Annotated in this window: 22 protein-coding genes; 7 read left to right on the top strand and 15 right to left on the bottom strand. The window is 39.9% G+C overall.

Annotation, left to right across the window (positions count from 1 at the left end; all coding sequences use genetic code 11):
- Nucleotides 1-1,298 (bottom strand): sugar ABC transporter ATP-binding protein (locus tag V7137_RS12825; RefSeq protein ID WP_335698446.1); only part of this gene is annotated, 1,298 nt, incomplete at its 3' end.
- A 272-nt stretch (nucleotides 1,299-1,570) separates the two neighbouring features.
- Between V7137_RS12825 and V7137_RS12820 the strand changes: the two genes are divergently transcribed.
- From V7137_RS12820 to lsrF, 4 genes are read left to right on the top strand one after another with little or no spacing between them, the layout of a single operon-like run.
- On the top strand, nucleotides 1,571-2,539 hold the full coding sequence (locus V7137_RS12820) for a sugar-binding transcriptional regulator (protein WP_335698445.1): 969 nt from the start codon (nucleotides 1,571-1,573) through the stop codon (nucleotides 2,537-2,539).
- Nucleotides 2,517-4,082, top strand: coding sequence for an autoinducer-2 kinase (lsrK, locus tag V7137_RS12815; protein ID WP_335698444.1), 1,566 nt, complete (start codon nucleotides 2,517-2,519; stop codon nucleotides 4,080-4,082). Before V7137_RS12820 ends, lsrK begins: the two co-directional genes overlap by 23 nt.
- 20 nt (nucleotides 4,083-4,102) lie before the next feature.
- Nucleotides 4,103-4,456 (top strand): cupin domain-containing protein, encoded by a 354-nt coding sequence (locus tag V7137_RS12810; RefSeq protein ID WP_335698443.1) that lies wholly within the window; start codon nucleotides 4,103-4,105, stop codon nucleotides 4,454-4,456.
- A 12-nt stretch (nucleotides 4,457-4,468) separates the two neighbouring features.
- Entirely contained in the window at nucleotides 4,469-5,260 is a 792-nt protein-coding gene (lsrF, locus tag V7137_RS12805) for a 3-hydroxy-5-phosphonooxypentane-2,4-dione thiolase (protein ID WP_335698442.1), read from the top strand.
- Nucleotides 5,261-5,424: 164 nt separating this feature from the next.
- Here lsrF and V7137_RS12800 read toward each other — a convergent pair whose 3' ends face one another.
- From V7137_RS12800 to hemY, 9 genes are all read right to left on the bottom strand, one after another.
- Nucleotides 5,425-6,495: a sulfate/molybdate ABC transporter ATP-binding protein gene (locus V7137_RS12800; protein ID WP_335698441.1), complete on the bottom strand. Its 1,071-nt coding sequence runs from the start codon at nucleotides 6,493-6,495 to the stop codon at nucleotides 5,425-5,427.
- Between the two features lies 1 nt (nucleotide 6,496).
- On the bottom strand, nucleotides 6,497-7,384 hold the full coding sequence (gene cysW / locus V7137_RS12795) for a sulfate ABC transporter permease subunit CysW (RefSeq protein ID WP_335698440.1): 888 nt from the start codon (nucleotides 7,382-7,384) through the stop codon (nucleotides 6,497-6,499).
- Between the two features lie 319 nt (nucleotides 7,385-7,703).
- Nucleotides 7,704-8,537, bottom strand: a complete 834-nt coding sequence (gene cysT / locus V7137_RS12790; RefSeq protein WP_335698439.1) for a sulfate ABC transporter permease subunit CysT — start codon at nucleotides 8,535-8,537, stop codon at nucleotides 7,704-7,706.
- Between the two features lie 84 nt (nucleotides 8,538-8,621).
- Nucleotides 8,622-9,692, bottom strand: a complete 1,071-nt coding sequence (locus V7137_RS12785) for a sulfate ABC transporter substrate-binding protein (protein ID WP_335698438.1) — start codon at nucleotides 9,690-9,692, stop codon at nucleotides 8,622-8,624.
- Between the two features lie 374 nt (nucleotides 9,693-10,066).
- A complete protein-coding gene (locus tag V7137_RS12780; protein ID WP_335698437.1) occupies nucleotides 10,067-10,237 on the bottom strand; it encodes a YezD family protein in 171 nt (56 codons plus the stop codon).
- A gap of 303 nt (nucleotides 10,238-10,540) precedes the next feature.
- Nucleotides 10,541-11,044: a GNAT family N-acetyltransferase gene (locus V7137_RS12775; protein ID WP_335698436.1), complete on the bottom strand. Its 504-nt coding sequence runs from the start codon at nucleotides 11,042-11,044 to the stop codon at nucleotides 10,541-10,543.
- 30 nt (nucleotides 11,045-11,074) lie between these two features.
- Complete coding sequence (locus V7137_RS12770) at nucleotides 11,075-12,088, bottom strand: glutathione S-transferase family protein (protein ID WP_335698435.1); 1,014 nt, start codon at nucleotides 12,086-12,088, stop codon at nucleotides 11,075-11,077.
- 225 nt (nucleotides 12,089-12,313) lie between these two features.
- Entirely contained in the window at nucleotides 12,314-13,561 is a 1,248-nt protein-coding gene (locus V7137_RS12765) for a cation:dicarboxylate symporter family transporter (RefSeq protein ID WP_335698434.1), read from the bottom strand.
- A 671-nt stretch (nucleotides 13,562-14,232) separates the two neighbouring features.
- Nucleotides 14,233-15,639 carry a protoporphyrinogen oxidase gene (gene hemY, locus V7137_RS12760; protein ID WP_335698433.1) on the bottom strand — a complete coding sequence of 469 codons (1,407 nt, stop codon included), beginning with the start codon at nucleotides 15,637-15,639 and terminating at the stop codon, nucleotides 14,233-14,235.
- A 504-nt stretch (nucleotides 15,640-16,143) separates the two neighbouring features.
- Between hemY and V7137_RS12755 the strand changes: the two genes are divergently transcribed.
- Complete coding sequence (locus tag V7137_RS12755) at nucleotides 16,144-16,974, top strand: alpha/beta fold hydrolase (RefSeq protein ID WP_335698432.1); 831 nt, start codon at nucleotides 16,144-16,146, stop codon at nucleotides 16,972-16,974.
- 22 nt (nucleotides 16,975-16,996) lie between these two features.
- Here the strand turns inward: V7137_RS12755 and V7137_RS12750 are convergent, their stop codons facing one another.
- From V7137_RS12750 to V7137_RS12740, 3 genes are all read right to left on the bottom strand, one after another.
- Nucleotides 16,997-17,872, bottom strand: a complete 876-nt coding sequence (locus V7137_RS12750) for an NAD-dependent epimerase/dehydratase family protein (RefSeq protein ID WP_335698431.1) — start codon at nucleotides 17,870-17,872, stop codon at nucleotides 16,997-16,999.
- Between the two features lie 254 nt (nucleotides 17,873-18,126).
- Nucleotides 18,127-18,555 carry a DUF1801 domain-containing protein gene (locus V7137_RS12745; RefSeq protein WP_335698430.1) on the bottom strand — a complete coding sequence of 143 codons (429 nt, stop codon included), beginning with the start codon at nucleotides 18,553-18,555 and terminating at the stop codon, nucleotides 18,127-18,129.
- Nucleotides 18,556-18,702: 147 nt separating this feature from the next.
- On the bottom strand, nucleotides 18,703-18,891 hold the full coding sequence (locus V7137_RS12740; RefSeq protein WP_218348496.1) for a hypothetical protein: 189 nt from the start codon (nucleotides 18,889-18,891) through the stop codon (nucleotides 18,703-18,705).
- A 92-nt stretch (nucleotides 18,892-18,983) separates the two neighbouring features.
- On the opposite strand from V7137_RS12740, the gene V7137_RS12735 reads away from it, so the two are divergent.
- Entirely contained in the window at nucleotides 18,984-19,622 is a 639-nt protein-coding gene (locus tag V7137_RS12735) for an HAD hydrolase-like protein (RefSeq protein ID WP_335698447.1), read from the top strand.
- Between the two features lie 110 nt (nucleotides 19,623-19,732).
- A complete protein-coding gene (locus V7137_RS12730; RefSeq protein ID WP_218348497.1) occupies nucleotides 19,733-20,014 on the top strand; it encodes a YggT family protein in 282 nt (93 codons plus the stop codon).
- A gap of 42 nt (nucleotides 20,015-20,056) precedes the next feature.
- On the opposite strand, the gene V7137_RS12725 is transcribed toward V7137_RS12730, so the two are convergent.
- Both V7137_RS12725 and V7137_RS12720 read right to left on the bottom strand, forming a co-directional pair.
- Nucleotides 20,057-23,248 (bottom strand): DEAD/DEAH box helicase, encoded by a 3,192-nt coding sequence (locus V7137_RS12725; protein ID WP_335698429.1) that lies wholly within the window; start codon nucleotides 23,246-23,248, stop codon nucleotides 20,057-20,059.
- Between the two features lie 134 nt (nucleotides 23,249-23,382).
- Nucleotides 23,383-24,225, bottom strand: a complete 843-nt coding sequence (locus V7137_RS12720) for an aldo/keto reductase (RefSeq protein WP_335698428.1) — start codon at nucleotides 24,223-24,225, stop codon at nucleotides 23,383-23,385.
- Nucleotides 24,226-24,270: the final 45 nt, after the last annotated feature.

The following is a 24,270-nucleotide window of genomic DNA, read 5'->3' as shown; positions in this document are numbered from 1 at the left end:
CCTCGTGTCGGTTCATCTAAAATAATGACTTTTGGTTTTGTCTCTAGATACTTCGATAAAACAATCTTTTGTTGATTTCCACCAGAAAGATGGCTTAATAATTGGTTATGCCCGGTAGTGACTACCTTCAAGTTATCGATCGCTTTAGCTGAAATTTCTTTTTCTTTTTTTAGTGGGAGGAATAGGCGCTTATATCTATGCAGAATCGTTGATGTGATGTTCATTTTAATGGAGGCAATGGAGAAAATACCATGTTGATGTCGATCTTCAGGGACATACGCTAAACCATGATTGATTCGCTCGCGTATGGAAAGCTTTTTAATACTCTCTTGATGCAAAAGTACCTCTCCGGATTCCCAGGGTTCTAATCCGAAAATGGATGAGGCTAACTCCGTCCGGCCTGCGCCGACGACACCAGCAATCCCTAAGATTTCACCTGGATAGAGGTCAAAGGTGATATTTTGAAAACGGTGGCCTGTTAGGTCTCTAACAGCTAGGATTGGAATATTTGATTTTTCTGTGGATGAATTTGGACCCTTTACATTCAATTCAGAAGCCTCTAATCTAACTACGCTTTCCGAGGCACTTCTACTCTGTTCAGGCATTAAACCTTCTAATAATTTGTCGTAGGTGAATTCTTTTACTGCACCGTTAGTCGATATTACTCCATCGCGAAGAACTGCGACTGAATGAGCGAGTTCAAAAATTTCTGTTAACCGGTGGGTAATATAGAAAACACCCAATCCATCGCTAGTTAACTTTTTAATAGTAGAAAAGAGAGAATTAATCTCACTAAAAGTTAGTGTCGATGTCGGTTCATCTAATATTAATATTTTTGCATTTCGTATTAGTCCTCTTAGCAATTCAACAAGTTGCTGTTCAGCAATGGATAAACTTATCCCTCTGCGGCTTAGATCCAAGTTCCATCCCAAATCAGAAAGGTAGTTCATTATTCGCTTCTCGCACTCGGCTTTGTTCACCTTTAAACCAATGGTAATATTTTCGCGAATGGTCATATTTGGGAAAATTAGTGGTTCCTGTGGTACTAAGTAGATCCCATGCTTATGAGCATCTGCTGGTTGATGAAACGAAACTTCTTCACCTTGCACTACAATTTGCCCCTCATCCGGACGATATAAACCAGTTATAATCTTCATTAAAGTAGATTTACCAGCACCGTTTCCACCAACAATTGCAAACACTTCTCCCTTATTAAGTGTTAAATCCACACCTTTTAAGACAGGATTTCCTGCAAATTGCTTATAAATTTGACGAATATGAATGAGCTCGGCATGCATTTTATTCACCTACCTTGCAAGTTATAATCTATTAATTTAAACTTTTTTTCACTATAGTTAACTTTTGTTTAATCACAACCAGAGTTGTCATACATAAAATAAAACGCTTACAAAACAAATACTAAATGACAATTGACCTACAGTCAATACGTTTATTCTAAATTATCTAAATATTTAGAAGTTATTGACTTTTATTTTTCACCCCCCTATACTCAGTATTAGAGTTAAACATTTGTCTACGCGATGATTATTTGTTGAAAGGTTGATCAAATATGACAAACAACGATATCTATGCTGAAAACCTCCTAGTCAAGGTCGCCTGGTATTACTATAAGGATAATCTCACACAAACAGAGATTTCCGATTTATTAAATCTATCCAGAAATAAAGTCGTGCGTTTACTCGAACGTGCACGCTCAGAAAATATTGTACAATTTCATATTAAAGGGCCTGGTGTAAATTGTTTAGAAATGGAAAAGGATCTCATTGATTCATTTAAGATTGATCATGCCTTTGTTATTCCAACTCCTAAAGACAATCTTAGCCAGTCTTTATCTAAAGCCGCTGCACAATTCCTTGAAAGCAATATTTCTACTAATGACTTAGTAGGGTTTGGATGGGGTGAAGCTGTTTCACGAACAATTGAAGCATTAACTATTGATCCTGCCATTGAAATTTCGATGGTAACCCTTACAGGTGGTGTTAACTACTATTTTCAAAAGCGGGATTATTCATCTGAAAGTGGTCTTGATAAATTCAAGGGCGGGATTCATGTTATCCCCGCACCGTTTCTAGCATCAACAGAAGCTATGGCAAAGAATATGTTATCAGAACCATCTGTAAGTAACATACTTGACCTTGCCAGTCTTTCTAATCATGTGGTGGTAGGAATAGGGGGCCTTTCAAACGCTTCAACGATTATTAAAGAAGAAAAGATGACTCTTAATGAATTAATCTACATTAAAAATCAAAATGCGGTGGGTGATATTTTAGGTCAATTTTTTGATGCCCAAGGGAACATTCTTGATTTACCACATCATAATCGCGTTATTGGCACCCAGCTTAGCACCCTAAAAAAGTTACATAATGTCATCGGAGTTGCAGGTGGTGCCCATAAAGTCGATGCCATTTATGGTGCTTTAAAAGGAGGTTATATCGATACAATTATTACAGATGAAGAAACTGCTACGGCTTTATTAAAAAAGGAGGTTGCATTGAATGGAGTACATCCTAGTATTTGATGCAGGGACAGGAAGTGTAAGAGCTGTTCTCTTTGATAAAACTGGCAGGCAGGTTGCCACATCCCAATTTGAATGGACACATCTGGAAGACCCACGTTTTCCAGGTTCCATGGACTTTGATTTCAGGAAAAATTGGGAAGTTATCCAAACCTGTATATCTCAGGTACTTACTCAGTCATGTATCGACCCCAAAGATATAAAAGCTATAAGTGCAACAAGTATGCGTGAAGGATTTGTCCTATACGATACAAATGGTAGAGAACTATGGGCATGCGCCAATGTGGATGCCCGCGCAATGGAAGAAGCAAAAGATCTAAAAAATAATGACCCTGAGCTTGAAAAAAAGCTATATGAATTATCGGGACAAACGTTTGCTTTGGGTGCTCTTCCCCGCCTTCTTTGGATAAAAAACAAACAACCTGAAGTCTACGAACAAATTTCCTACTTAACTATGATAAACGATTGGATCCTCTATAAACTCACAAACAAACTTCAAGTAGACCCTTCCAACGGCTGTACAACAGGACTTTTTGATTTAAAAAATCGAGCTTGGACCCCTGCAATTGCTGAAGCTTGTCATCTAAAAAGCAATATTTTCCCACCAGTTAATGAAGCCGGAGAACTGCTTGGAGTCATACCAGCGTCCATCGCATCTTTTACCGGGCTTGCTGTAGGAACCCCTGTCATTAGCGGTGGCGGTGATGCCCAGCTGGCAGCTGTCGGAGTAGGTGCAATTAAGGATGGTCAAACCTTTATTTGCGGTGGCAGCTTCTGGCAGCAGGAAATTAATATTAAGGCACCGATTATAGATACAAATAATCGGGTTCGTGTTAACTGCCACGCTATCCCTGAACTTTGGCAAATCGAAACGATCGCCTTCTTCCCTGGACTTGTCATGAGATGGTTTAGAGATGCCTTTTGTGAAACAGAGAAGCTCGAGGCCGCACAAACAGGGAAAGATACTTATGAAATTCTTGAAGAAAAAGCAAAAGATGTCCCTATAGGATCAAATGGAATTATCCCTATTTTCTCAGATGTCATGGATTATATCTCATGGAGACATGCAGCCCCCTCCTTTTTAAACCTCAGCTTAGACCCTAACAAAACCGGAAAAAAAGAAATTTTCAAATCAATTCAAGAAAATGCCGCACTCGTTTCCTATGGCAATTTAAAACTTGTTGAAGAAGTTACGGGGCACTATCCAACTGAAGCTATATTTGCAGGAGGAGGTTCGAAAGGTAAGCTTTGGAGCCAAACACTAGCCGATGTACTCGGAATTCCTGTAAAAGTCCCTGTTGAAAAAGAAGCAGCAGCACTTGGTACAGCCATTATGGCAGGACTTGGTGTTGGTTTATTCCCCAGCCTAGACTCCGCAATTACTGAATTCGTGAAATGGGAAAGAATTCACTATCCTAACCAAGAAAACCACCAAAAATATCTCTCCATCTACGAAAACTGGCGTAATGTTTATAGCGAACAACTTAAATTGGCTGATTCAGGCAAGACAAATCATATGTGGATTGCACCTGGGTTAACCATATAATTTGAAAGGGGGTGAAACAATTGTTCCACACAAGTGAAGAAAATAATGAATATCGTTATGGCAGCCATGGACCAAAATACTTAACAAAAGGACCAAACGTTGATATTGGTATTGTTCTTTTAAAACCAGGTGATGATCACGATAATCACTATCATACAACTTGCGAAGAAATTTTCTATATTCTTGAGGGAGAAATAGATATTTATATAAATGGTCAACCTGTCCACGTAAAACCCGGTGATATGCTTCAGGTGAGACCTATGGAAGCACACTACTTAAAAAATACGAATACCATTGATTTTAAGGCGGTGTTTATAAAGTCACCACATATAAGTGAAAGAGATTCAGTTATCGTTGAAAATCCAATAATCTAGGAGTGAAAGCAAATGAATTGGGGATTTAAAAATAGAATGAATCAAATCTTACCAAATGGAAGGGCTGTTATGTTAGCCATTGACCACGGCTATTTTCTAGGCCCTATCCATGGTCTAGAAAAACCTGGTGAGACTGTTAAGAATCTGTTACCACATACAGACTCATTATTTGTTACACGAGGTACGCTTGATTCCTGTATTCCAGAAAACGTAAGTAAACCAATGCTCTTAAGAGTTTCAGGAGGCCCAAGCGTTTTAAGCGACCTTTCCAATGAACGAATTGTAACTCCAATAAAAGAAGCCATTCGACATAATGTTGTTGGTGTAGGCGTGTCTATTTTTATAGGATCTCAATATGAAACTCAAACGGTTAATAACTTAGCGAATGTGGTGACTGAATCACATGAATATGGCATCCCAGTTCTAGCTATTACAGCCGTTGGAAAAGAATTAGAAAAGCGTGATGCCAGATTCCTTGGCTTAGCCTCACGTATTGCGGCCGAAATGGGGGCAGATATTGTTAAAACGTATTATTGCGAGGATTTCGAAAAGGTAACTAGCACATGCCCAGTACCAATCGTTATCGCAGGAGGGCCAAAATTAGATACCATTAAAGATGCTCTTGACCTTACTTATAACGCGATGCAACAAGGTGCCGCCGGGGTTGATATGGGCCGAAATATCTGGCAATCGGAATATCCCGAAGCAATGATTCGCGCGATAAACGGGATTGTCCATAAAAATTTAGATGTCAAAGAAGCATTAGAATTATATTCACAGCTTACACAGACTAAAGTATATTGATCACTTCATCCACGCCGCTCACATTCCATTGTGAGTGATACTTCATAGAATGCTAATAATAGCCATATCATCAGGATCTTTCTTCCATTCATACCCTTTAATTCGAAACCATCCATTCTACAAATTTTTTAGGGCGAACAGGAATAAATCCTGTTCGCCCTATTTTAAATAGTATAATCCTCAGGGATAAAAACTTTTAATTGTTTCGGTTTTACAAACACTTCTTCTCCTGTTTTTAGATTGAGACTTCGATATTGCTCCTTTCTTAATTCCACTTCTAGGTAGTCCCCATTATCCTTTCGAATCAGTTCAAGTTGGACAGCCGCCCCGACTAAATGAATATAATTAATTTTTGCAGAAACTGAATCCTGGCTTGCTTCTCTTTCGATACTTATATCATGCGGGCGAACATAACCAACTGCCTCGGTATTCTGTGTCCCCGAAAATTCCGGGGCATCGACTTCAAAATTACCGTGCCGTAATTTCCCGTTATGCAGGCGCCCTTTAAACAAATTCACATTTCCTAAAAAGTGATACACAAAAGGACTGTTCGGGTTTTCATAAACTTCCTCTGGTGTGCCGATTTGTTCGATCTTTCCTTCATTCATTACGACCACTCGATCGGCAACGTCCAGCGCCTCCTCTTGATCATGTGTCACAAAAATGCTCGTAATCTGGTAATCATCATGAAGCTTTCTTAACCATCTGCGAAGGTCTTTTCGGACCTTGGCATCTAAAGCCCCAAATGGTTCATCTAACAGCAGAACCTTGGGCTCAACTGCTAATGCCCGTGCTAATGCCACCCTCTGCCGTTGACCTCCAGACAAATGGGATGGATACCTATCGGCAAATGCCTCTAGTTTTACTAGCTTTAGTAATTCCATAACCTTATCTTTTATTTCATTATTAGAAGGGCGTGTTTTTCTTGGCCGCACTTTTAATCCATAAGCAACATTATCAAAAACAGTCATATGACGAAACAAGGCATAATGTTGAAATACAAATCCTACTTTTCGTTCTTTTGTACTGATATGTGTGATGTCTTCTTCCCCAAACAGAATCGCTCCTTGATTAGCAGCTTCTAAGCCTGCAATAATCCTGAGCAGCGATGTTTTCCCAGAACCGGACGGACCAAGCAGGGCAACGAGTTCCCCCGTTTGAATATCAAGATTAATTTGATCAAGGGCTTGGAAGCTTCCAAATGATTTTGAGATATTTTGGATTTGTATGCTCATCTTAATGCGCTCCTTCTTCAGATTCAAATGACTTTCTGGCTTTCCACTCAATTACATTTTTTACAATGAGCGTGATGATGGCGAACAATGACATTAAGGAAGCTACTGCAAAGGCAGCGGAAAATTGATATTCATTGTATAAAATTTCGATATGGAGCGGCATCGTATTGGTCAATCCGCGGATATGTCCCGAAACAACCGAAACGGCCCCAAACTCACCAATTGCACGAGCACTGCAGAGGATTATCCCATATAATAGTCCCCATTTAATATTCGGCAAAGTCACCAAAAGGAATGTCTTCCAGCCGCTCGCTCCCAGCGTCAAAGATGCTTCCTCATCGGACGTCCCCTGTGTTTGCATTAAGGGAATCAGCTCCCGGGCGACAAAAGGCAGTGTTACTAAAAGCGTCGCCAATGCAATTCCGGGTACCGCGAAGATGATTTTGATATTATGATCGATTAACCATTGTCCAAATAAGCCATGTGCACTAAATAATAGAACAAACACCAATCCAGCAATGACTGGGGAGATGGCAAATGGCAAATCAATAATCGTAATGAATAGACTTTTCCCCTTAAAATTGAACTTGGTAACCGCCCAGGCCGCTGCCACACCAAAGATGGCATTAAGCGGTACCGTAATTAGGGTAATAATCAGTGTCAACTTAATAGCCGATAACGCGTCTGGATTGCTAATCGCCTCAAGAAAAACCGCTGCGCCTTTATCAAAGGCTTTTATAAAAATGGCAACCAGTGGTAATACCAAAAACAAGCCCAAAAACGCTAATGCGAGTGTGATGAGTGCCCAACGTACCAGACGTGGCTCAGAGTTGCTGGCTGTAGCTTTAACCGGTGCTGTTGAATACTGCAATGAGACATTTCCTGCCATAGATACCTCCCTCAGGACAAAAATTTGATCCTTTTTTATTTGCCAATTTTGATTCGCTGATATAATTTAATTCACGCTGATAAAATCTTGTTTTCGCTGATATATGACTTAGTTTCGCTGATAAAATCTAATTTTCCGCTGATAAATTTAATAAGCTTGATGAAAGGTGTTATATTTCATCAGGAAAACACCAATTTTTACGGTAAAAAGCAATATTCTACTTCGTTAGAGAAGTTTATTTGCGGATTGAAACAATGTATTTGCGCATCTAGCCCATTTATTTGCGCATTAATAAATCCTCTTCTAACTCTAGTAAACTCTAAATAAATTTCCGATTCGTCCACCACTGCAATACGTTAATAATAAGAAGAATGGTAAACGAAAAAATCAGCATGACTGCCGCAATCGCTGTTGCTCCGGCATAATCATATTGTTCTAGTTTCGTCATGATTAATAGTGGGGTGATCTCTGTCCGCATTGGCATATTTCCAGCAATAAAGACCACCGAGCCGTATTCACCGAGGGCCCTGGCGAAGGCTAGCGCGAAACCTGTTAACGCTGCCGGCAGTATTTCTGGAAAAATAACTTTTACAAATGTTTGCATCCGGTTTGCCCCTAAACTAGCGGACGCTTCTTCTATTTCTTTATCCAAGCTTTGCAGTACAGGTTGTACGGTTCGCACGACAAAGGGCAGCCCGATAAACGTTAATGCCAGCGTAATCCCGAGCGGAGTAAACGCCACCTTAAAACTTAAAAACTGTCCGACCCAGCCGTTTTCCGTATACAACGTTGTTAATGCGATCCCGGCAATCGCTGTCGGTAAGGCAAACGGCAAATCAACTAGTCCATCGATAATTCGGCGGCCTGGAAAATGATAACGGACCAGCACCCATGCGATTAATACACCAAAAATAGCATTAATAAATGCGGCGGAAAAGGCGGCACCAAAGCTCAATTTGTAGGAGGCCACCACCCTCGGATCTGAAATCGTCCCCCAAATTTTTGACCACTCGACAGTCACAGAATTAATAAAGATCATGGATAATGGCAAAATGACAAGGATACTAATATAAAACATCGTAAATCCTAACGACAGGCCGAATCCCGGCAGCACACTATTTCTTTTCATTTTTAAACTTGCTAATCGAGCCATGAGGTTGACCCCTTCCAGATAATATACATGTAGGGCGCCACCCATCACACTTGATGGAGGACACCCGTCTAACTGAACTACTTCTTATGGCTGGTAAATCTGATCAAACGTCCCGCCATCACTAAAGTGCGTTTCTTGTGCTTTTTTCCATCCGCCAAAATCATCATCAATGGTCACTAAATTAATTTTTGGAAAGACATCCGCATACTTATCAAGAATCGCTTGATTACGCGGACGGTAATAATTCTTAGCGATAATTTCCTGTCCAACATCACTGTATAAATAGTTCAGATAGGCTTCAGCCACCTCTTTCGTTCCTTTTTTCTTGACGATTTTATCGACCACGGCAACAGGTGGTTCAGCCAGAATACTGATGGAAGGAACAACAATCTCAAACTTGTCTTTTCCTAATTCATTAAGTGTTAAGAAAGCCTCGTTCTCCCAGGCAATCAAGACATCACCAATTCCTCGTTCAACGAAAGTAGTTGTTGCCCCGCGTGCACCAGAATCTAAAACTTCAACATTTTTATATAGTTGGCTCATAAATTTCTTAATTTTCGTTTCATCACCATTGAATTTATCTTTTGCATACGCCCAAGCAGCTAAGTAATTCCAACGGGCACCACCTGATGTCTTTGGGTTTGGGGTAATGACGGAAGTCCCCTTTTTCGTTAAATCATCCCAATCCTTAATCCCCTTCGGATTCCCCTTTTTCACTAGAAACACAATGGTTGACGTATATGGTGTCGAATTATCCTTCAGATTCTTTTGCCAATCCTTTGAAAGCAAGCCGCCAAGATTAGCAATTTCATCAATGTCATAAGCTAATGCCAATGTCACCACATCCGCCTCAAGCCCATCAATAACAGCACGGCCTTGTTTCCCAGAACCACCATGTGATTGTTGAATTGTCACCTTTTGCCCTGTTTTATTTTCCCAATACTTAGCGAATTCACCGTTAAACTCTTCATAAAGTTCTCTGGTTGGGTCATATGAGACATTTAATAATTGAACAGGTTCTTTCGTTTTTGCGGTTTCCTTTTTGGTTCCTCCATCCTTTTTCTCAGAGCTTTGGTTACTTGCTTGACTGCCGCAGCCGGCCAAAATAAGAGCGATTAGAATGAGTACGGTTGTAAATTTGTAAGCTAATTTCATTTGTCATTTCCTCCTTTATTTAAACAAAAAGCTGTGTTAGACTTTGCCATTGATTTCCGCTCCAGGCGTAGGAGGTTCGGGGAGCCGCATTGGCGCTAAGCACCTGCGGGGTTCTCCCCGGTCCCGTCCTCCCGCAGGAGTCTCGCGCCTTCCACTCCAATCAGAGTGCAAAAACCAACAATGAGTCTTAACATAGCCTAAACAAAAAAGACTACCTATTTTAGCGCTATTCCATACAGAATGAGTGGCTGCGTTTCGGTCTTACGATAAGACTCGTCACAGCTTTGCTCATCTATTGGAAAGTCTAGAAAATAAGTAGCCTTCAGTGGACTGATCGGCTATACGTTTAAAAATAAACCCTATAATAAGTGTGGTCACTTTTGTTCTTTAGGGGTGTACTTTTTTTGTTGGGAAAATCGAGTTTTCTCCGTTTTATCAATTTGAGTAATGGTGCCGTCATGAACGGTTATGACAACAGAACCGTACTCGATTCCTTTAAGTATTGATAGAATATAATTCGCTTTTGCTGAATCTATAATTGCCATCGTATCATCCTCTCTTAATCTCATAATTTCACATAAGAATACTTGGTTTTATGGTAAAAAAAGAATTCAATGACGGACAACAATGCGGACTCCACTTACTAATCGGAGAATTCATGATCAGTCTCCCTTCTAATAAAAAAGCTTATACCCCTATCTAACTAAGAGTATAAGCCTTTGGTTTTCCAATCAGCTTGATATTCAATTAATCTCTCGTTTTAAATCTATTTGAATTATTTACATTTTATTCTGACTTTTCCTACCTGTCAAGTAGGTTTTTAAAAATTATCTGATTGGAACTAATTTTCATTCAAAAGTAAGTCGATACGCTTTCACAATGATACCATCATTCGCAGGTTCAAAGTCAAATTGCGGTAAACGTTCAAAACCAAGATGTTCATAAAGCCTCATCGCACTTTTCATAAAATCCGCGGTATGCAGGCCGACTGATTGAAAGCCTTGCTGTTTTGCCCGCCTTATACATTCAGTAATCAACGCAGCAGCTACCCCTTTACCTCGAGCCTGCCGTGTTACTGCAAGCATTCGGATTTCTGGAAAATCCAGTTCATCTACCAATCCTTCGTAAGCATCAGTTTTGGCTGGAAATAACGCCACACTGCCCACGATTTCCCCATCAATCTCCGCCACAATTCGTGCCACCTCTGCCTGCAAATCTGCTTCTGAGGAGATACCTTGTTTAAGGGCGTTCCAGTGTTCTCCAGGTATATTCTCTGCATGTTCTTCATAGGCCTGAACTCTTTGTTCTCGAATGAATGGTAACTCATCTGTTTCAGCATCACGAATAATCATTTTTCCACCTGCCTCTAGACTATATTTCTCTCAATGTATTAAAAATTTTTCATTGTTATGACTCAGCACTTGTCGATGATGTTCTGAAGTTAAACCAGATAGGTCCGGCCCCTTCGGCAAAATAGTATATCCCTTCTGATCATCACTTGCGATATGATTCGATAAATGATAATGCTGTTTAATTGCATCGAAATCGGTCGTATCTCCAAATCCAGGTGTTTGATAAAGATCCCTTAAATAGCCCCATAGATTCGGAAAATCGACAATTCGGTTTCTATTTGTCTTAAAGGCAGAATAATACGCAGCATCGAAGCGGACTAATGTAGCATATAACCGCACATCGGAATCGGTAATAAGATCTCCAAATAAGAAGCGTTGTGTCGACAAACGCTCTTCCAATTTATCTAATCTTGCAAATAAAGTATCATAAGCTTGTTCGTAGGCCTCTTGTGATTGGGCAAACCCACATTTATAGACACCATTGTTGACATCATGGAATATAACCTCATTTAAAGCGTCAATCTCGGCACGTAATTGCTCAGGATACAAATCAGGTGCCTGTTCTTTGTGCAAAGGGGCCCAGGCAGTTTCAAGGTAGTTCGTTAATTGAAAATAATCATTATTAACAACCTTTTGCTCCTTAACATCGACGATAACCGGCACAGTTGGTCTGCCAGAATAATCCGCTGCTGTTTTTATATAAATTTCACTCATATACCTGATTCCTAAGATGGGGTCTACGCCTCCCTCATCTAATGAAAACTCCCAATCTACATGGGGAAGTTTGGGACGCATGGGACTAGCTGTGCCCAGACTGATTGCTTCTTCTAACCCAAGAATTCTCCGCACAATAACCGATCGGTGGGCCCATGGACAAACAGCAGACCATAATAATCGATAACGCCCCGCTTCAATTGGAAGATCCCCCTCGTTTTGACCGAAAGGTGTCGTAAATCGATTCTTTTGACGATTAAACGAACCATCCGCTGTAATTTCTTTAACTGCATTAGTAGCCTTATTTATTCCCTGTTCATGTTGTGACATGGAATGATCCCCTCTCACTTTTATACCATTGCATACTTGAGTTTTTCAATCGGTTTAATCTATTTTAGTATGTAAAACTTTTATTCGTCAATGGTGTTACCTGACTTTATCTAAAATTCAGAATTCAATATATAGGAAAATTTACGATTCCCTAATGAGCGCTATCAACGAATCTTGACTTAAAAAAAGACATCTCCCAGGAGGAAGATGTCCTTTTGTTCACTATTATGCGACCTTTTGTTCTTGATAATCTTTAAGCTTATAGCCTTCCCATTTGGTAATAACAATCACTGCCAAAGAGTTTCCGACTATGTTAACACAAGTACGTGCCATATCTAAGATTCGATCAATACCGGCAATAAATGCTAGTCCCTCTACAGGGATTCCTACGCTTCCCAGCGTTGCAAGAAGAACAACAAACGATACGCCAGGAACCCCAGCAATTCCTTTTGAGGTTAACATCAATACAAGAATTAAGGTAATTTGCTCCATAATACTCATATCAATTCCATACATTTGCGCAATAAACATAGCGGCAATTGCTTGGTAAAGTGTTGACCCATCGAGATTAAAGGAATATCCCGTTGGAATAACAAACGATGTAATTGCCTTAGGACAGCCCAATTTCTCCATTTTTTCCATGATTTTCGGAAGAACTGTTTCAGAACTGGCCGTCGTGTAGCCTAAAATTAATTCATCTTTTAAATATTTAATGAGACGGATAATGTTAAATCCAGCAATTTTTGCTACTAATCCAAGAACGACAAGAATAAAGAAAATCATTGATCCGTATACAACAAGGACCAATTTACCTAGTGGAATTAATGAGGTAACTCCAAATTTCGAAACAGTAACACCTATTAACGCAAACACACCGAATGGCGCTAATTTCATAATTTGGTTAGTGACATAGAACATGGCATCAGCCGTTCCCCTGAAGAAATTGAGAATTGGGATCCCTTTTTCTCCAATTGCAGCCACTCCAAGCCCAAACATGACGGAAAAGAAAATGATTGGCAGCATTTCCCCGTTTGAGATTGACTGAATGATATTCGTAGGAACGATATTTACAACGGTATCAATCATGGAATGAGATTCTGTTTGTTCCGCTGTGCTTACATAGCTGTTAATATCTGTTTTGGCTAGTTTCGATTTATCTACGCCAGCTCCTGGTTGAAACATGTTCGCTGCAAGCAGGCCGACAATAATCGCAATCGTGGTAATGATTTCAAAATAAAGCAAAGTTTTTCCGCCAAGCTTTCCAAGAGACTTCATGTCGCCAACGCCAGCAACACCTACAATCAGGCTGGAGATAACAATTGGAACAACAATCATTTTTATTAAACGAATAAATATATCGCCAATTGGCTGGAGGTAGCTTGCCACATGTGGATTACCATAAAAAACTGCACCGACAATAATACCGAGTGTCAGCCCAATGAATATCTGCCATGCTAAACTAATCTTCTTCATTTGCATTTCTCCTTTAAAAAAAATAAAAGTTAGTAAAAGTTAAGGGGTAACTAAGAAGTACATTTTTTATTTATAAAGTGATAATTTCTCTCAATTATATAGTACTCATAATTAATATTAATTATTTTTCGCTCTCTTAACAACCTATTTTTATTTGGGAAATACTTTCATTTTAGATATCAGAATAATAATAATCCTTTTTTACCAAGACTTCACGCCTATTAATTGTCTTGTTTTACATTCAAAATTTCGCCATCAACCGGACAAATCTACTATCAATATAATCAAATAAATATTAAAGCTTTTAACATTGCTTACACAAAGAGTAACTAAAAAGTATTTTAAAATAAAAAAATAGAAAGGAAATATTCCTCTCCATCCATTTGAGACGATTACGTACAGATGTACTGCAAACCCGCTTCTTATGCCTTTTTCCAGATAGCTGAATACTTCTTCTTATATTTTGGATCGTCTACTTTTCAATTAATTCCAAGGCGATGTTCTTTAGTTCCTCGTCCTTTCTTACATCTTATAATTTCCTCATACCTTGAAGAATATCAGACCGAATCAACTTGATGTTCTTTTCAGCAACGCCATGGGTAAATCGGTCCACAAGGAAAACTTCACACAAAAAAGAACAGGATTATAAAATATCCTGCTCGATTTATATCCTATTTTAAAAACGCTAACACCTTTTTCACTGCTGCTTCGCCTTGGTCAATGCAGTCAGGGATACCAACACCTTCATAGGAACCTCCAGCTAGAAAAACGCCTGGCAGTTCCTTAGCAAGAGATTCCTTTACGTTCTTTATCCGTTCCAGATGACCGACATTGTATTGCGGCATCGCCTTTTTCCACCTAGTAATAACATGAAACATCGGCTTTTCAGTTATATTCATTGTTTTATTTAAATCCCGTAACGCAATGTTAATAATCTCTTCGTCTGATAAATCCACCGCAGCTTGATCATCTGGTTTTCCCACATAACAACGTAACAATGCCATATCCTTCGGTGTCGTCCCAGGCCATTTCTTATGTGTCCACGTACAGGCTGTTATTCTAAAGTCACTGTTTCTTGACACTAAAAAACCTGTTCCTTCAATATCCTGTTTAATCGCCGACTTTGGAAATGCCATTGCCACATTGGCTACAGAATAGGACGGCATATCATCGAAGGTGTCCATGAACGGATAATCAGACAGCATCTTTTGGGCATGGATGTGTTCAGTTGTAATGACCACGCTGTCCGCACTTTCAACCCTTCCATCGGCGAAGGTAATCTTATAGGAACCTTGTTCTTTGATGATTTTGTCCACTGGGCTTCCTTTCCTAACCGTTCCCTCATCCAGCCGCTTGACGACTTCGTCCACTAACGCTTCCAGTCCGGTTGACAAGGAGATAAACATTCCTTTTTTTGATGGTATTTTTTTCGCAGACTTTGGTGGGGCAGGCATTGTTTTTTTCAAGCCAAACACCAAGCTTCGATGTTTTTGTTCCATTTGATAGAACATCGGAAACAATGACATTAAACTTAAGCGGTCAATATCCCCTGCATATATCCCTGACAACAATGGATCGATTAAGTTATCCACGATTTCATTTCCTAACCTTCTCCGGAAAAACTCGCCTAGCGATTGGTCGGACTTTTCTTTTCCTCTTGGCAAAATAAAATCACCAGCCGCTCTTAATTTTCCTAGTGGAGAAAAGAGTCCCGAGAGCGCAAATGGTGTCACCTGAGTTGGAATCCCCATAAAAGCTCCCTCAGGCATCGAGTGGATCCTTCCTCTGGCGTAAATATAAGATTTTCCTGCTGTATTGGAGACCACTTTGTCTTCAAGACCGACTTCCTTAATCAATTTAAGCGCACTCGCTTTTCGTGCCAAAATGGAATCAGGGCCTTTTTCAATTATAAAACCGTCTTTTTTCGCAGTCTGAATTACACCACCAAATCGGTCACTCGCTTCAAATAGGTTAACTTCAATCGGCAGCGCTTGCTCCTTGATTTCCTTTTGAAGGTAATAGGCTGTTGCTAACCCCGTAATCCCTCCGCCGATAATGACTACTTTCTTTTTCTCCATAGTAGAAACCAGCTCCAGTAAATGATTGTTATTGAAAAATTCTTAGATGAATTCATTTGCTCATGATTTCACATATATATATTTTTATTAAAGGAGAGCGCGTTCCATTCTCCTACATTGTTCATTGTAATCTATTTAAGGATGAAAAAAGTGAAGATTTACAAGTTGTACTAAAATGTTCACGAAGTATTAGCCTAGCTATCGATGAATAGCTTAGTTATGAATGGTTTATTCCTTTTTATAAGGCTCTGTTAATTTGACTGTTGATATCCGCTCCATGCGTGTCGTGCAGGCGGTCCGGGGAGCCCCCTCGACGCTTGAGAGATGAGCGGGGTCTCCCTTGACCCGCTTTTCCCGCAGGACATCGAATAAGCTACGTCGAGTCAACACTGCACGATGGAAATGCGATAGCATTTTCGAGGGTCTCGCGCCTTCGCTCCAAATCAACATAATGGCAAAATCAACAATGGGCTTTAACAAAGCCTTTTGTAAGGAGGGATCGAAATGGGGTACTTTGTAAATGTTGCCTCTCATGTGAATATTTATATAGAAGATATTAATCCCAAAAGTAGTAAGACCATCCTCTTTGTCCATGGCTGGCCAGCTAATCATAAATTATTTGAATATCAGTTTAATGTCCTGCCTGCGATGGGGTATCGTTGTATTGGGATAGATCTTAGGGGATTTGGCAAGTCCGATAAACCATGGGAAGGCTACTCCTACGACAGATTAGCCGATGATATTCGCCAAATAGTAAAAGCACTTCGTTTACAAAACTTCACGCTTGCCGGTCATTCTGTAGGTGGTGCGATTGCTATCAGATATATGGGACGCCATAATGGCTATGGCGTTTCGAAATTAGCCCTTTTTGGGGCAGCGGCTCCTAGTTTTATCAAGCGGCCCGGCTTCCCATTTGGGTTAGAGGCAAAGGATGTCAATGCCCTATTGGGGCAAACCTATAACGATCGCCCTGAAATGCTTGCTGACTTCACCAACATGTTCTTTTATCGGGCTCTCACGAAACCTTTCTCAGATTGGTTCTTTCAATTAGGCCTTGAAGCTGCAGGGCATTCGACAGCAGGTTTGCTCGTTTCCTTACGAGATGAAACCTTATTTGCTGATATCAAGAGAATTCAAGTCCCGACATTGATTCTTCATGGAAAACATGATCAAATTTGTTTGCCGCCGCTCGGTTCCGTCCTGCATCAAGGAATCATGAATTCGAAGCTTGTCTGGTTCGAGCATAGTGGTCACGGTTTGTTCTGGGAAGAACAGAAAAAGTTCACACAGGAATTGGCCAATTTCATCGGTAAAAAAGCGCTTTCCACTTTATAAGTGGGAAGCGCTTATATTAGACTTATTCCTGTTTATAGAAATCAATTAATCGATTTAATAATGGATTCAATGATGTAAATTTGTACCCCAATGATGTCGCTCGACTCGTATCTACTGACCATGAACCTGGTAGATTGTATGGAGAGGGGTCTCCCTCTAATTGTATGATTGCTTTTGTTTCAGTATGGGCTTCAATTAGCGTCACTATTTCACTTAAACTAATATCATCACTGGAACCTGGATTAATGGCTCCTTGATAGTCTGATTTTGCGATCATTAATAAAAACTTTGCCGCTTCCTCCGAATCTATAAAACTATATCTAAAATCAGGATGTTCAATAAACATGGCTTTTTCATTTTTCACATGATGGACGTGGAATTTCAGCCGATTCGTATAATCATCTTTCCCGATAATAATCGGAAAGCGGACAGCCACTACTGGGACTTTTGCTTGTTGAAAAAGAATCGCTTCAGCAGCTCGTTTGGCTTCCTGGTAACCTACATAACCGACGTACTCTCGTCTGCCTTTTAACGTTGGAGTAAATTCTAAGGGATTAAAGTTTTCTTCCTTGTGGTTGGTACCAAATTCATAGACGGCCTGACTGGAAGTAAACACGTATTTCTGGACTTTTCCTTCTAATGCCTTTAGTGTATCAAGAGCTTCCTGCGAAGAATAGCAGGTTTGATCATAGACAACGTCCCAACTTTTATCTTGAAAAGCAAGTGTATAGGAATCACTTTCTTCACGACTGATTTTTAATCTAGATACTTGATCACAAAAGGAATCAGCGGTTATACCTCTAGTCGCGATGGTCACTTCGATTCCTTCATCTAATAATAATTGGACTAGCCTTTTTCCAACAAACTGTGTTCCCCCAAGTATTAAAGCAGATTTCATGAAAATCCCCCTATATGGTTATATGTATTGAACAAGTAGCTCATTCATTTACCGTAAGTGCTCTTTTTATCTACTTTCGGTCAATGAAACACTCTTTCATTTACCTTGAGAGCTCTTTTTTTCTCTTCAAGGTCAATGAAGCGCTCTTTCATTTACCTTGAGTACTCTTTTTTTCTCTTCTAGGTCAATGAAACGCTCCTTCATTTACCGTGAGAGCTCTTTTTCCCCTTCTCGGTCAATAGATCTTATTCGTGTCATTCCGAATTTGGATAGGTTTTTTGTAAAAATTCCACCGACACGGTAATCAATTCTTTTAAGACAGTAACATCGATATCAGCTACCTTATTGATGTATACACACGCTTTTCCAGTCGTATATTTCCCAAATCTCTTAAGCAACTCCTCACGCTTCGTCTCCCCAGGGGCAAAATACAAACTAATTTTTGCTTTGCGAGGTGAAAAGCCAACTAAAGGAGCATCTCCTTCATGACCTGAATCATATTTATAATGATAGGAACCGAATCCAATAATACTCGGGCCCCACATCTTTGCCTCATATCCTGTCGTTTCCGTAAAAATATCTATTAATTTATAGGCATCCTCGCGTTTTTTCGGGTTGTCGACGTTTTCAATAAACTCAATCACACTGTTATCGGTTTCTTTTGTTTTTTGCTGATAGCTCATTTTTTCACTCCTATCGGTTAAATTTAAAGAGTTTAACTACATTATTAGTAAAAAGAGCAAATGACAGACATCTTTTAAGTTATACTCTTTCTTTCCTGATTTTCCTGCTTATTGTTACAATTTTTGTAATCAAAAAGGAGAGTATCTCTACTCTCCTTCTTCTACAACAATAATATATCCATGTTGTTGCGGACCGTCCTCGTATACTTCCCGAGAGACTATGTAATAGTTTTCTTTCGTTTCGTCCGTAATGACCAATTCACTTGGACTTTTGTCAACCGCTGCCGCTTCTAAGCTAAAATACGGTAATCCCAGTGTTGAACTATCAAATGGCATTTTTATCCCTCATTTCTATCTATTAACATGTGCATTCCTAATGTAAAGTATAACAAATTTTCCACTTTCAATGCGCCTAATGATTTTTCTTTATTTTCAACTTATGGTACTCTCTTAAAAGAAAAATCAAATCGTATCTGAAAAGAGGGATTATTATTAACGTATTATGGGATTTCGATGGAACCCTTTTTGATACCTATCCAGCACTTGTCTCTGGATTCATCAACTTAAGTCAACAAGACCTGGATCGCGAAGAGGTTCTGAAATGGCTGAAAATCGATTCCAAAACAGCTTTTAAACATTATGGAATTGATGAGAAGCGCAGACTAGAGTATCAAAACTTACATAACATTTATTCAAAGACGGAAAGCAAGCCATTTGACCAACTAGCGGAAGCTTTATCTTCTGTTGATAACAATATTATTGTTACGCATCGGGATAAGGAATCCACAATATTTTTGCTTAAAAAATTCCAATTAGCCAAATACTTTAAAGACATTGTTTCCGTTGAGGAACAAGGGTTCACCAGAAAACCACACGTTTCCTCCTATGAATATGTTTTAAAGAGCTACCAGATTGATTTGGTTGTCGGTGACCGAGATTTAGATTTAATTCCCGCACGAAAATTAAAAATTAAAACATGTGCCTTTCAAAATCGAAACATCGAAGCTGATTTTCATATCGATAGCTATGCAGATTTTATCCCAGAAGTCCTTAACCAACTTCTCTAAATACTGCAACTCGATAATTTTTGAAACCTTTTTCTATTTAATCCGTATAAGTAAATATAAGTAGGAAGATTAAATCGATTAAAAAATTATAATAGAACGGAAGATCTATATTGAGCTCTACTATTTTATTAATTGGACAATATGCATTTGAGATTTATTATTGGTTAATTTTAATCTCTATCTTTGGTTCATGGTTTCCTCAGTTTCAAGCATCCAAACTTGGAATCTGGGTTGCCAAGCTGGTTGAACCTTATTTAGGATTGTTCAGAAAGTTTATACCCCCTCTTGGTCCTATTGACTTTTCACCAATTATCGCATTAGTTGCCTTTAGATTCATCCGTCAATTTGCATTAGAAGGTCTTCGTCAATCATTGAATGTCCTTGGTGCCTAAATGCTATCAAAAAAGGAGCTGCTTTTTTTCAGCTCCTTTTCTCTATATCATTAAAATCTCCCTAATATCCTCCTCGGTAAGGGTAGACATGACTTTCTCATCAGAATCAATAATTTCTTCAATGAGGTGTCTTTTCTTATCTTGTAGTTCATTCATTTTTTCCTCAATTGTCCCTCTGGCGACCAGCTTGATAACCTGTACGACATTTTTCTGACCCATCCGATGGGCACGGTCGGCTGCTTGTTCCTCCACAGCTGGATTCCACCACGTGTCATACAAAATGACAGTATCAGCACTCATTAAATTCAGGCCTGTCCCTCCTGCTTTTAACGAAATCAGGAACATATCCCTCTCCCCGCGATTAAAGCGCTCGGAGATTTCGACCCTTTCTTCTGAGGGTGTCTGTCCATCTAGATAAAAGAAAGGCATGCCCTTTACCGTTAACGCGCGCCCGATCAGTTCAAGCATTTTGGTAAACTGTGAAAAGATTAATACCCTTCTTCCAGCGAGCTTTGATTCCTCGACAATCTGTAAGAGCTGTTCGAATTTCGCTGATTTCCCTTGATACCCATCCACAAATAAGCCTGGATGACAGCAAATCTGCCGTAGCCTTGTCAATCCTGCCAATATTTTAATCCGATTTTTTCGAATCGTGTCTTTATCGAGTTGCTTCAACGTGTCGTGTCTAAGTTTCGCCAAATAAGCTGCATAAAGTTTCTTTTGATCAGGGAGCAGTTCGACCGATTCCAATGACTCCATTTTTTCAGGAAGTTCGGTTAGCACATCTTCCTTCATCCTCCGCAGTAAAAAAGGACGGATTCTCCGCGCAATCGTTTTCCTGGAAAGCTGGCTATATTCCTTTAAACCGAGAAACAGTACTGGAAAAACAACGTGAAAAATGGACCACAACTCCTCTAAGGAATTTTCCACAGGTGTTCCTGTTAAGGCAAAGCGATGATTAGACTGAAGTTTCTTTACCGCTCGTGCGGTTTGCGTCAACGGATTCTTAAAGGCTTGCGCTTCATCGAAAAACACCGTATGAAAGGTTTGCTTCTCGAACCAGGTAATCTCGCGTCGCAGTAACGGGTAGGAAATAATCATAACATCGACATCAGTCTGATCCTTTAGCAGGTTGGTCCGCTCTGCTTTTGTCCCATCAATAACGATCACTTTTAGTTGGGGAGCAAATTTCCTAATTTCACTCAGCCAGTTATAGGTCAACGATGACGGACAAACCACAAGGACGGGCTGATTATTTTTACGAAGATCGGATTGGACGGACACGATAAACGCGATGCTTTGAATCGTTTTCCCGAGACCCATATCATCTGCCAAAATCCCTCCGAATCCATAATAAGCAAGAGTTTTCATCCATTTTAATCCGTGTTTTTGATAATCCTTGAGAATAGGATCTAAACTCGTTGTTACCTCGAACTTCAACTTGCTGGGATCGTGAAGGTGATCGAGGAACTGCCGGAAAGATTCCTCCAGCTTGAAGGCATCACTAACCTCGACCGTGTCAAGGAGTTGAAGGCTCTGCTCAATTGGTACATCCAAACCGCTGACGATATCCTTATTCTTAGCTAGTGGTGAGTAAAGAAAACGCTGGATTTCATTGAATTCTCTTGTCTGAAGAGAGAGAAGGGATCCATTCGGCAAACGATAATATTTCCTTTTTTCCTCTAAAGCCGCCAAAACTTCACGTATTTGTCCTTCAGGAATGCCGTCCATTTCAAACTTGAATTCAAGCCAGTTGGTTCGTTCCTTTTTGACCCTCACCCTTACCTGCGGACGAAAAGTATCTCTGGAAATCCGATTTCGGACAGCTGTCGTTGCATAGATTCGGACAAGCTTTTGGAGCTTTGGAACGACGTAAGTTAAAAAATCATATTCCAGTTCTTCATTATGGAGAAAATATCCTCCGTCCGTCTTGGCAAACGAGCTATCCTCAAAGATCTGCAGAATTTCCTCTTCCATTTCCGCATCGCGTATTACTACCGCGCCAGCCGGGAGATCTCTATTTTCCAATGGGTTAATAATCCAATTTTCATAATGAAATTCCAGTCCCGCCAGCAAGCGATTTTTGACACGATCCAAGTACAGTTTGGCCACTAGAGGCGTTTTCATCCATTGCTTCGAAATCGCTTCAGCAATTGTTACCTGTCCTAATTTTCGTAATCCCGGTGCCACTTTTTCGAGAAAAAACTGGATTTGCTCTTGTGGAATCAAAATTTGATTCGTTCCTGATGCTTCTAGCATCTTTTTGAGATCAGAAAGACGTGTAAAGTCCTGATCTTCAAGCTGTTTTATTTTGCCTTCAAATAAAACGGAATGATAGGGTTCTAAGAAAATCATCCGCTGCAAGTTTTTTACGTTCAACTGATAGCCGTTTCTATCCGCATTAGTAAAATCAAACTGTAAGGGCAGCCCTTCTTCTAATACATACAGTCCCCGATAGGTTTCGCCATCATACTCCACCAGCACATTGGGTATTTTTCGAAGGAAAGATAGCAGACGACCCCAAGCGGAGGATGGAATGTTCAGCATCTGTTGTTGACTGGTGTCAGGCACCACATCCACATAAACCTTTTCATCCCGTACTACTTGAATGAGTTGTTCGAGAACGTCATTGCTTTCTTTATGAAAGCAATGCTTACTTGGATCAAATGTAAAGGTGCTAGAAAGGGAGAAGGGCTTTCCTATTCTAATCCGATCTAGAAATTCACGGATGTTTGGAACATTGATGGACTCGAGCGTAATGTCGATGGCGAATAGATTTCGTCCCTTGCCCACATCAGCGGGTTTCAAGGCAAACTCGATATCAAGCACGTTTCTTTTTTCAAAATGGCGCTGATGACCGCTTGATCGGACTGGCTGAGCCGAAAAGAGATTGAGTAATCCCTCCGTCAGTTCTTGGTTCGTTGAATGAGTCACCATCGGGACGGATCCTTTTTGCTGGTGCTCATAAATGGCTAGTAAAACCGCCGCAATATGCTGACAGTCTTTCGTAAAAGAAGCCAGTTTTGGGCAGGTACATTCTGTTCGAAGGTCACCACTTGAGCCTATTTCAATGGTCACATGAAAGTCTTCGTCACTACACACAGTTGCTTGAAAACGATGAGGGAGAAATTGTTGAAAGATAACTTTATTCGTTTGATAAAAATAATCTCCTCGTTTGAAGGAGACAGTGCCACACATTTCTTTAATTCGTTTATGAGTTAATGTTACATTCAAATGTCCTGCTCCTTCCTGAGGTTTAGACTCTGATGTCCATAAAGATATAGAACATTATAGCATAAGTACTTTTTATCTTATTCATGAAAAAGAGCCTGCCCTTAGAACAGAGGGCAGACGCTTGAAAAGGAAATTTATTCTTCAAAACCAACTCTCATCGTATCCGGATGAGAACCAGCACGGCTATCTTGATTTAATCCATCAATCTTGTCCATATCCTCAGCAGATAATTCAAAATCAAAAATATCCGCATTTTCAATAATGCGATGGTCCTTGATTGATTTTGGAATGGTCACCACACCATGCTGCAGATCCCAGCGCAAGATCACTTGAGCAACAGATTTATTATATTTATGGGCAAGATCTTCAAGAACTGGTTCATTTAGAAGCTGACCTTGTTTTAACGGCGACCATGCTTCCATTTGAATGCCTTCATTTTTACAGTAAGCAAGCAGCTCTTTTTGGGTTAAATGCGGATGGAACTCTACCTGATTTACCATGGGTTTAATCTCTGCGGAACTGATTAAATCCTCTAGATGATGGACCAGGAAGTTACTTACACCAATGGCGCGGACACGACCCTCTTTATAGAGCTTTTCCAATGCCTTCCATGTATCTTTATATTTATCCTTCCCAGGCCAGTGGATTAGATAAAGATCCAAGTAATCAAGTCCAAGTTTGGTAAGACTAGTTTCGAAGGCTTTTAAAGTCGATTCATATCCTTGATCAGAATTCCATACCTTGGACGTGATAAATAATTCTTCACGCGGCACCCCTGATTCTTTAATCGCTTGACCAACGCCTTCTTCATTTTTATAAATAGCGGCAGTATCAATACTAATATATCCATTCTTAATGGCTGCTTTAACGGATTGAACGACCTCATCTCCTTCGTTCACTTTAAATACACCTAACCCAACCCATGGCATTTTAACACCATTATGTAATGTAGTTGTGTCTTTTAAATTTGTTGGCATCATCTATTCCTCCTATTTATTAAGGCTCTTTTCGTAAACTTTTTT

This window comes from Neobacillus drentensis (assembly GCF_036962765.1).
Taxonomy (GTDB): domain Bacteria; phylum Bacillota; class Bacilli; order Bacillales; family Cytobacillaceae; genus Neobacillus; species Neobacillus drentensis_C.
This window is presented reverse-complemented; position numbering and strand designations above follow the sequence as displayed.

Excerpts from the sequence above, each read along its gene's own strand:
- V7137_RS12820 (WP_335698445.1), top strand. The coding sequence starts at position 1,571 with ATGACAAACAACGATATCTATGCTGAAAACCTCCTAGTCAAGGTCGCC.
- lsrK (WP_335698444.1), top strand. The coding sequence starts at position 2,517 with ATGGAGTACATCCTAGTATTTGATGCAGGGACAGGAAGTGTAAGAGCT.
- lsrF (WP_335698442.1), top strand. The coding sequence starts at position 4,469 with ATGAATTGGGGATTTAAAAATAGAATGAATCAAATCTTACCAAATGGA.
- V7137_RS12800 (WP_335698441.1), bottom strand. The coding sequence starts at position 6,495 with ATGAGCATACAAATCCAAAATATCTCAAAATCATTTGGAAGCTTCCAA.
- cysW (WP_335698440.1), bottom strand. The coding sequence starts at position 7,384 with ATGGCAGGAAATGTCTCATTGCAGTATTCAACAGCACCGGTTAAAGCT.
- cysT (WP_335698439.1), bottom strand. The coding sequence starts at position 8,537 with ATGGCTCGATTAGCAAGTTTAAAAATGAAAAGAAATAGTGTGCTGCCG.
- V7137_RS12785 (WP_335698438.1), bottom strand. The coding sequence starts at position 9,692 with ATGAAATTAGCTTACAAATTTACAACCGTACTCATTCTAATCGCTCTT.
- V7137_RS12780 (WP_335698437.1), bottom strand. The coding sequence starts at position 10,237 with ATGGCAATTATAGATTCAGCAAAAGCGAATTATATTCTATCAATACTT.
- V7137_RS12775 (WP_335698436.1), bottom strand. The coding sequence starts at position 11,044 with ATGATTATTCGTGATGCTGAAACAGATGAGTTACCATTCATTCGAGAA.
- V7137_RS12770 (WP_335698435.1), bottom strand. The coding sequence starts at position 12,088 with ATGTCACAACATGAACAGGGAATAAATAAGGCTACTAATGCAGTTAAA.
- V7137_RS12765 (WP_335698434.1), bottom strand. The coding sequence starts at position 13,561 with ATGAAGAAGATTAGTTTAGCATGGCAGATATTCATTGGGCTGACACTC.
- hemY (WP_335698433.1), bottom strand. The coding sequence starts at position 15,639 with ATGGAGAAAAAGAAAGTAGTCATTATCGGCGGAGGGATTACGGGGTTA.
- V7137_RS12755 (WP_335698432.1), top strand. The coding sequence starts at position 16,144 with ATGGGGTACTTTGTAAATGTTGCCTCTCATGTGAATATTTATATAGAA.
- V7137_RS12750 (WP_335698431.1), bottom strand. The coding sequence starts at position 17,872 with ATGAAATCTGCTTTAATACTTGGGGGAACACAGTTTGTTGGAAAAAGG.
- V7137_RS12745 (WP_335698430.1), bottom strand. The coding sequence starts at position 18,555 with ATGAGCTATCAGCAAAAAACAAAAGAAACCGATAACAGTGTGATTGAG.
- V7137_RS12740 (WP_218348496.1), bottom strand. The coding sequence starts at position 18,891 with ATGCCATTTGATAGTTCAACACTGGGATTACCGTATTTTAGCTTAGAA.
- V7137_RS12720 (WP_335698428.1), bottom strand. The coding sequence starts at position 24,225 with ATGCCAACAAATTTAAAAGACACAACTACATTACATAATGGTGTTAAA.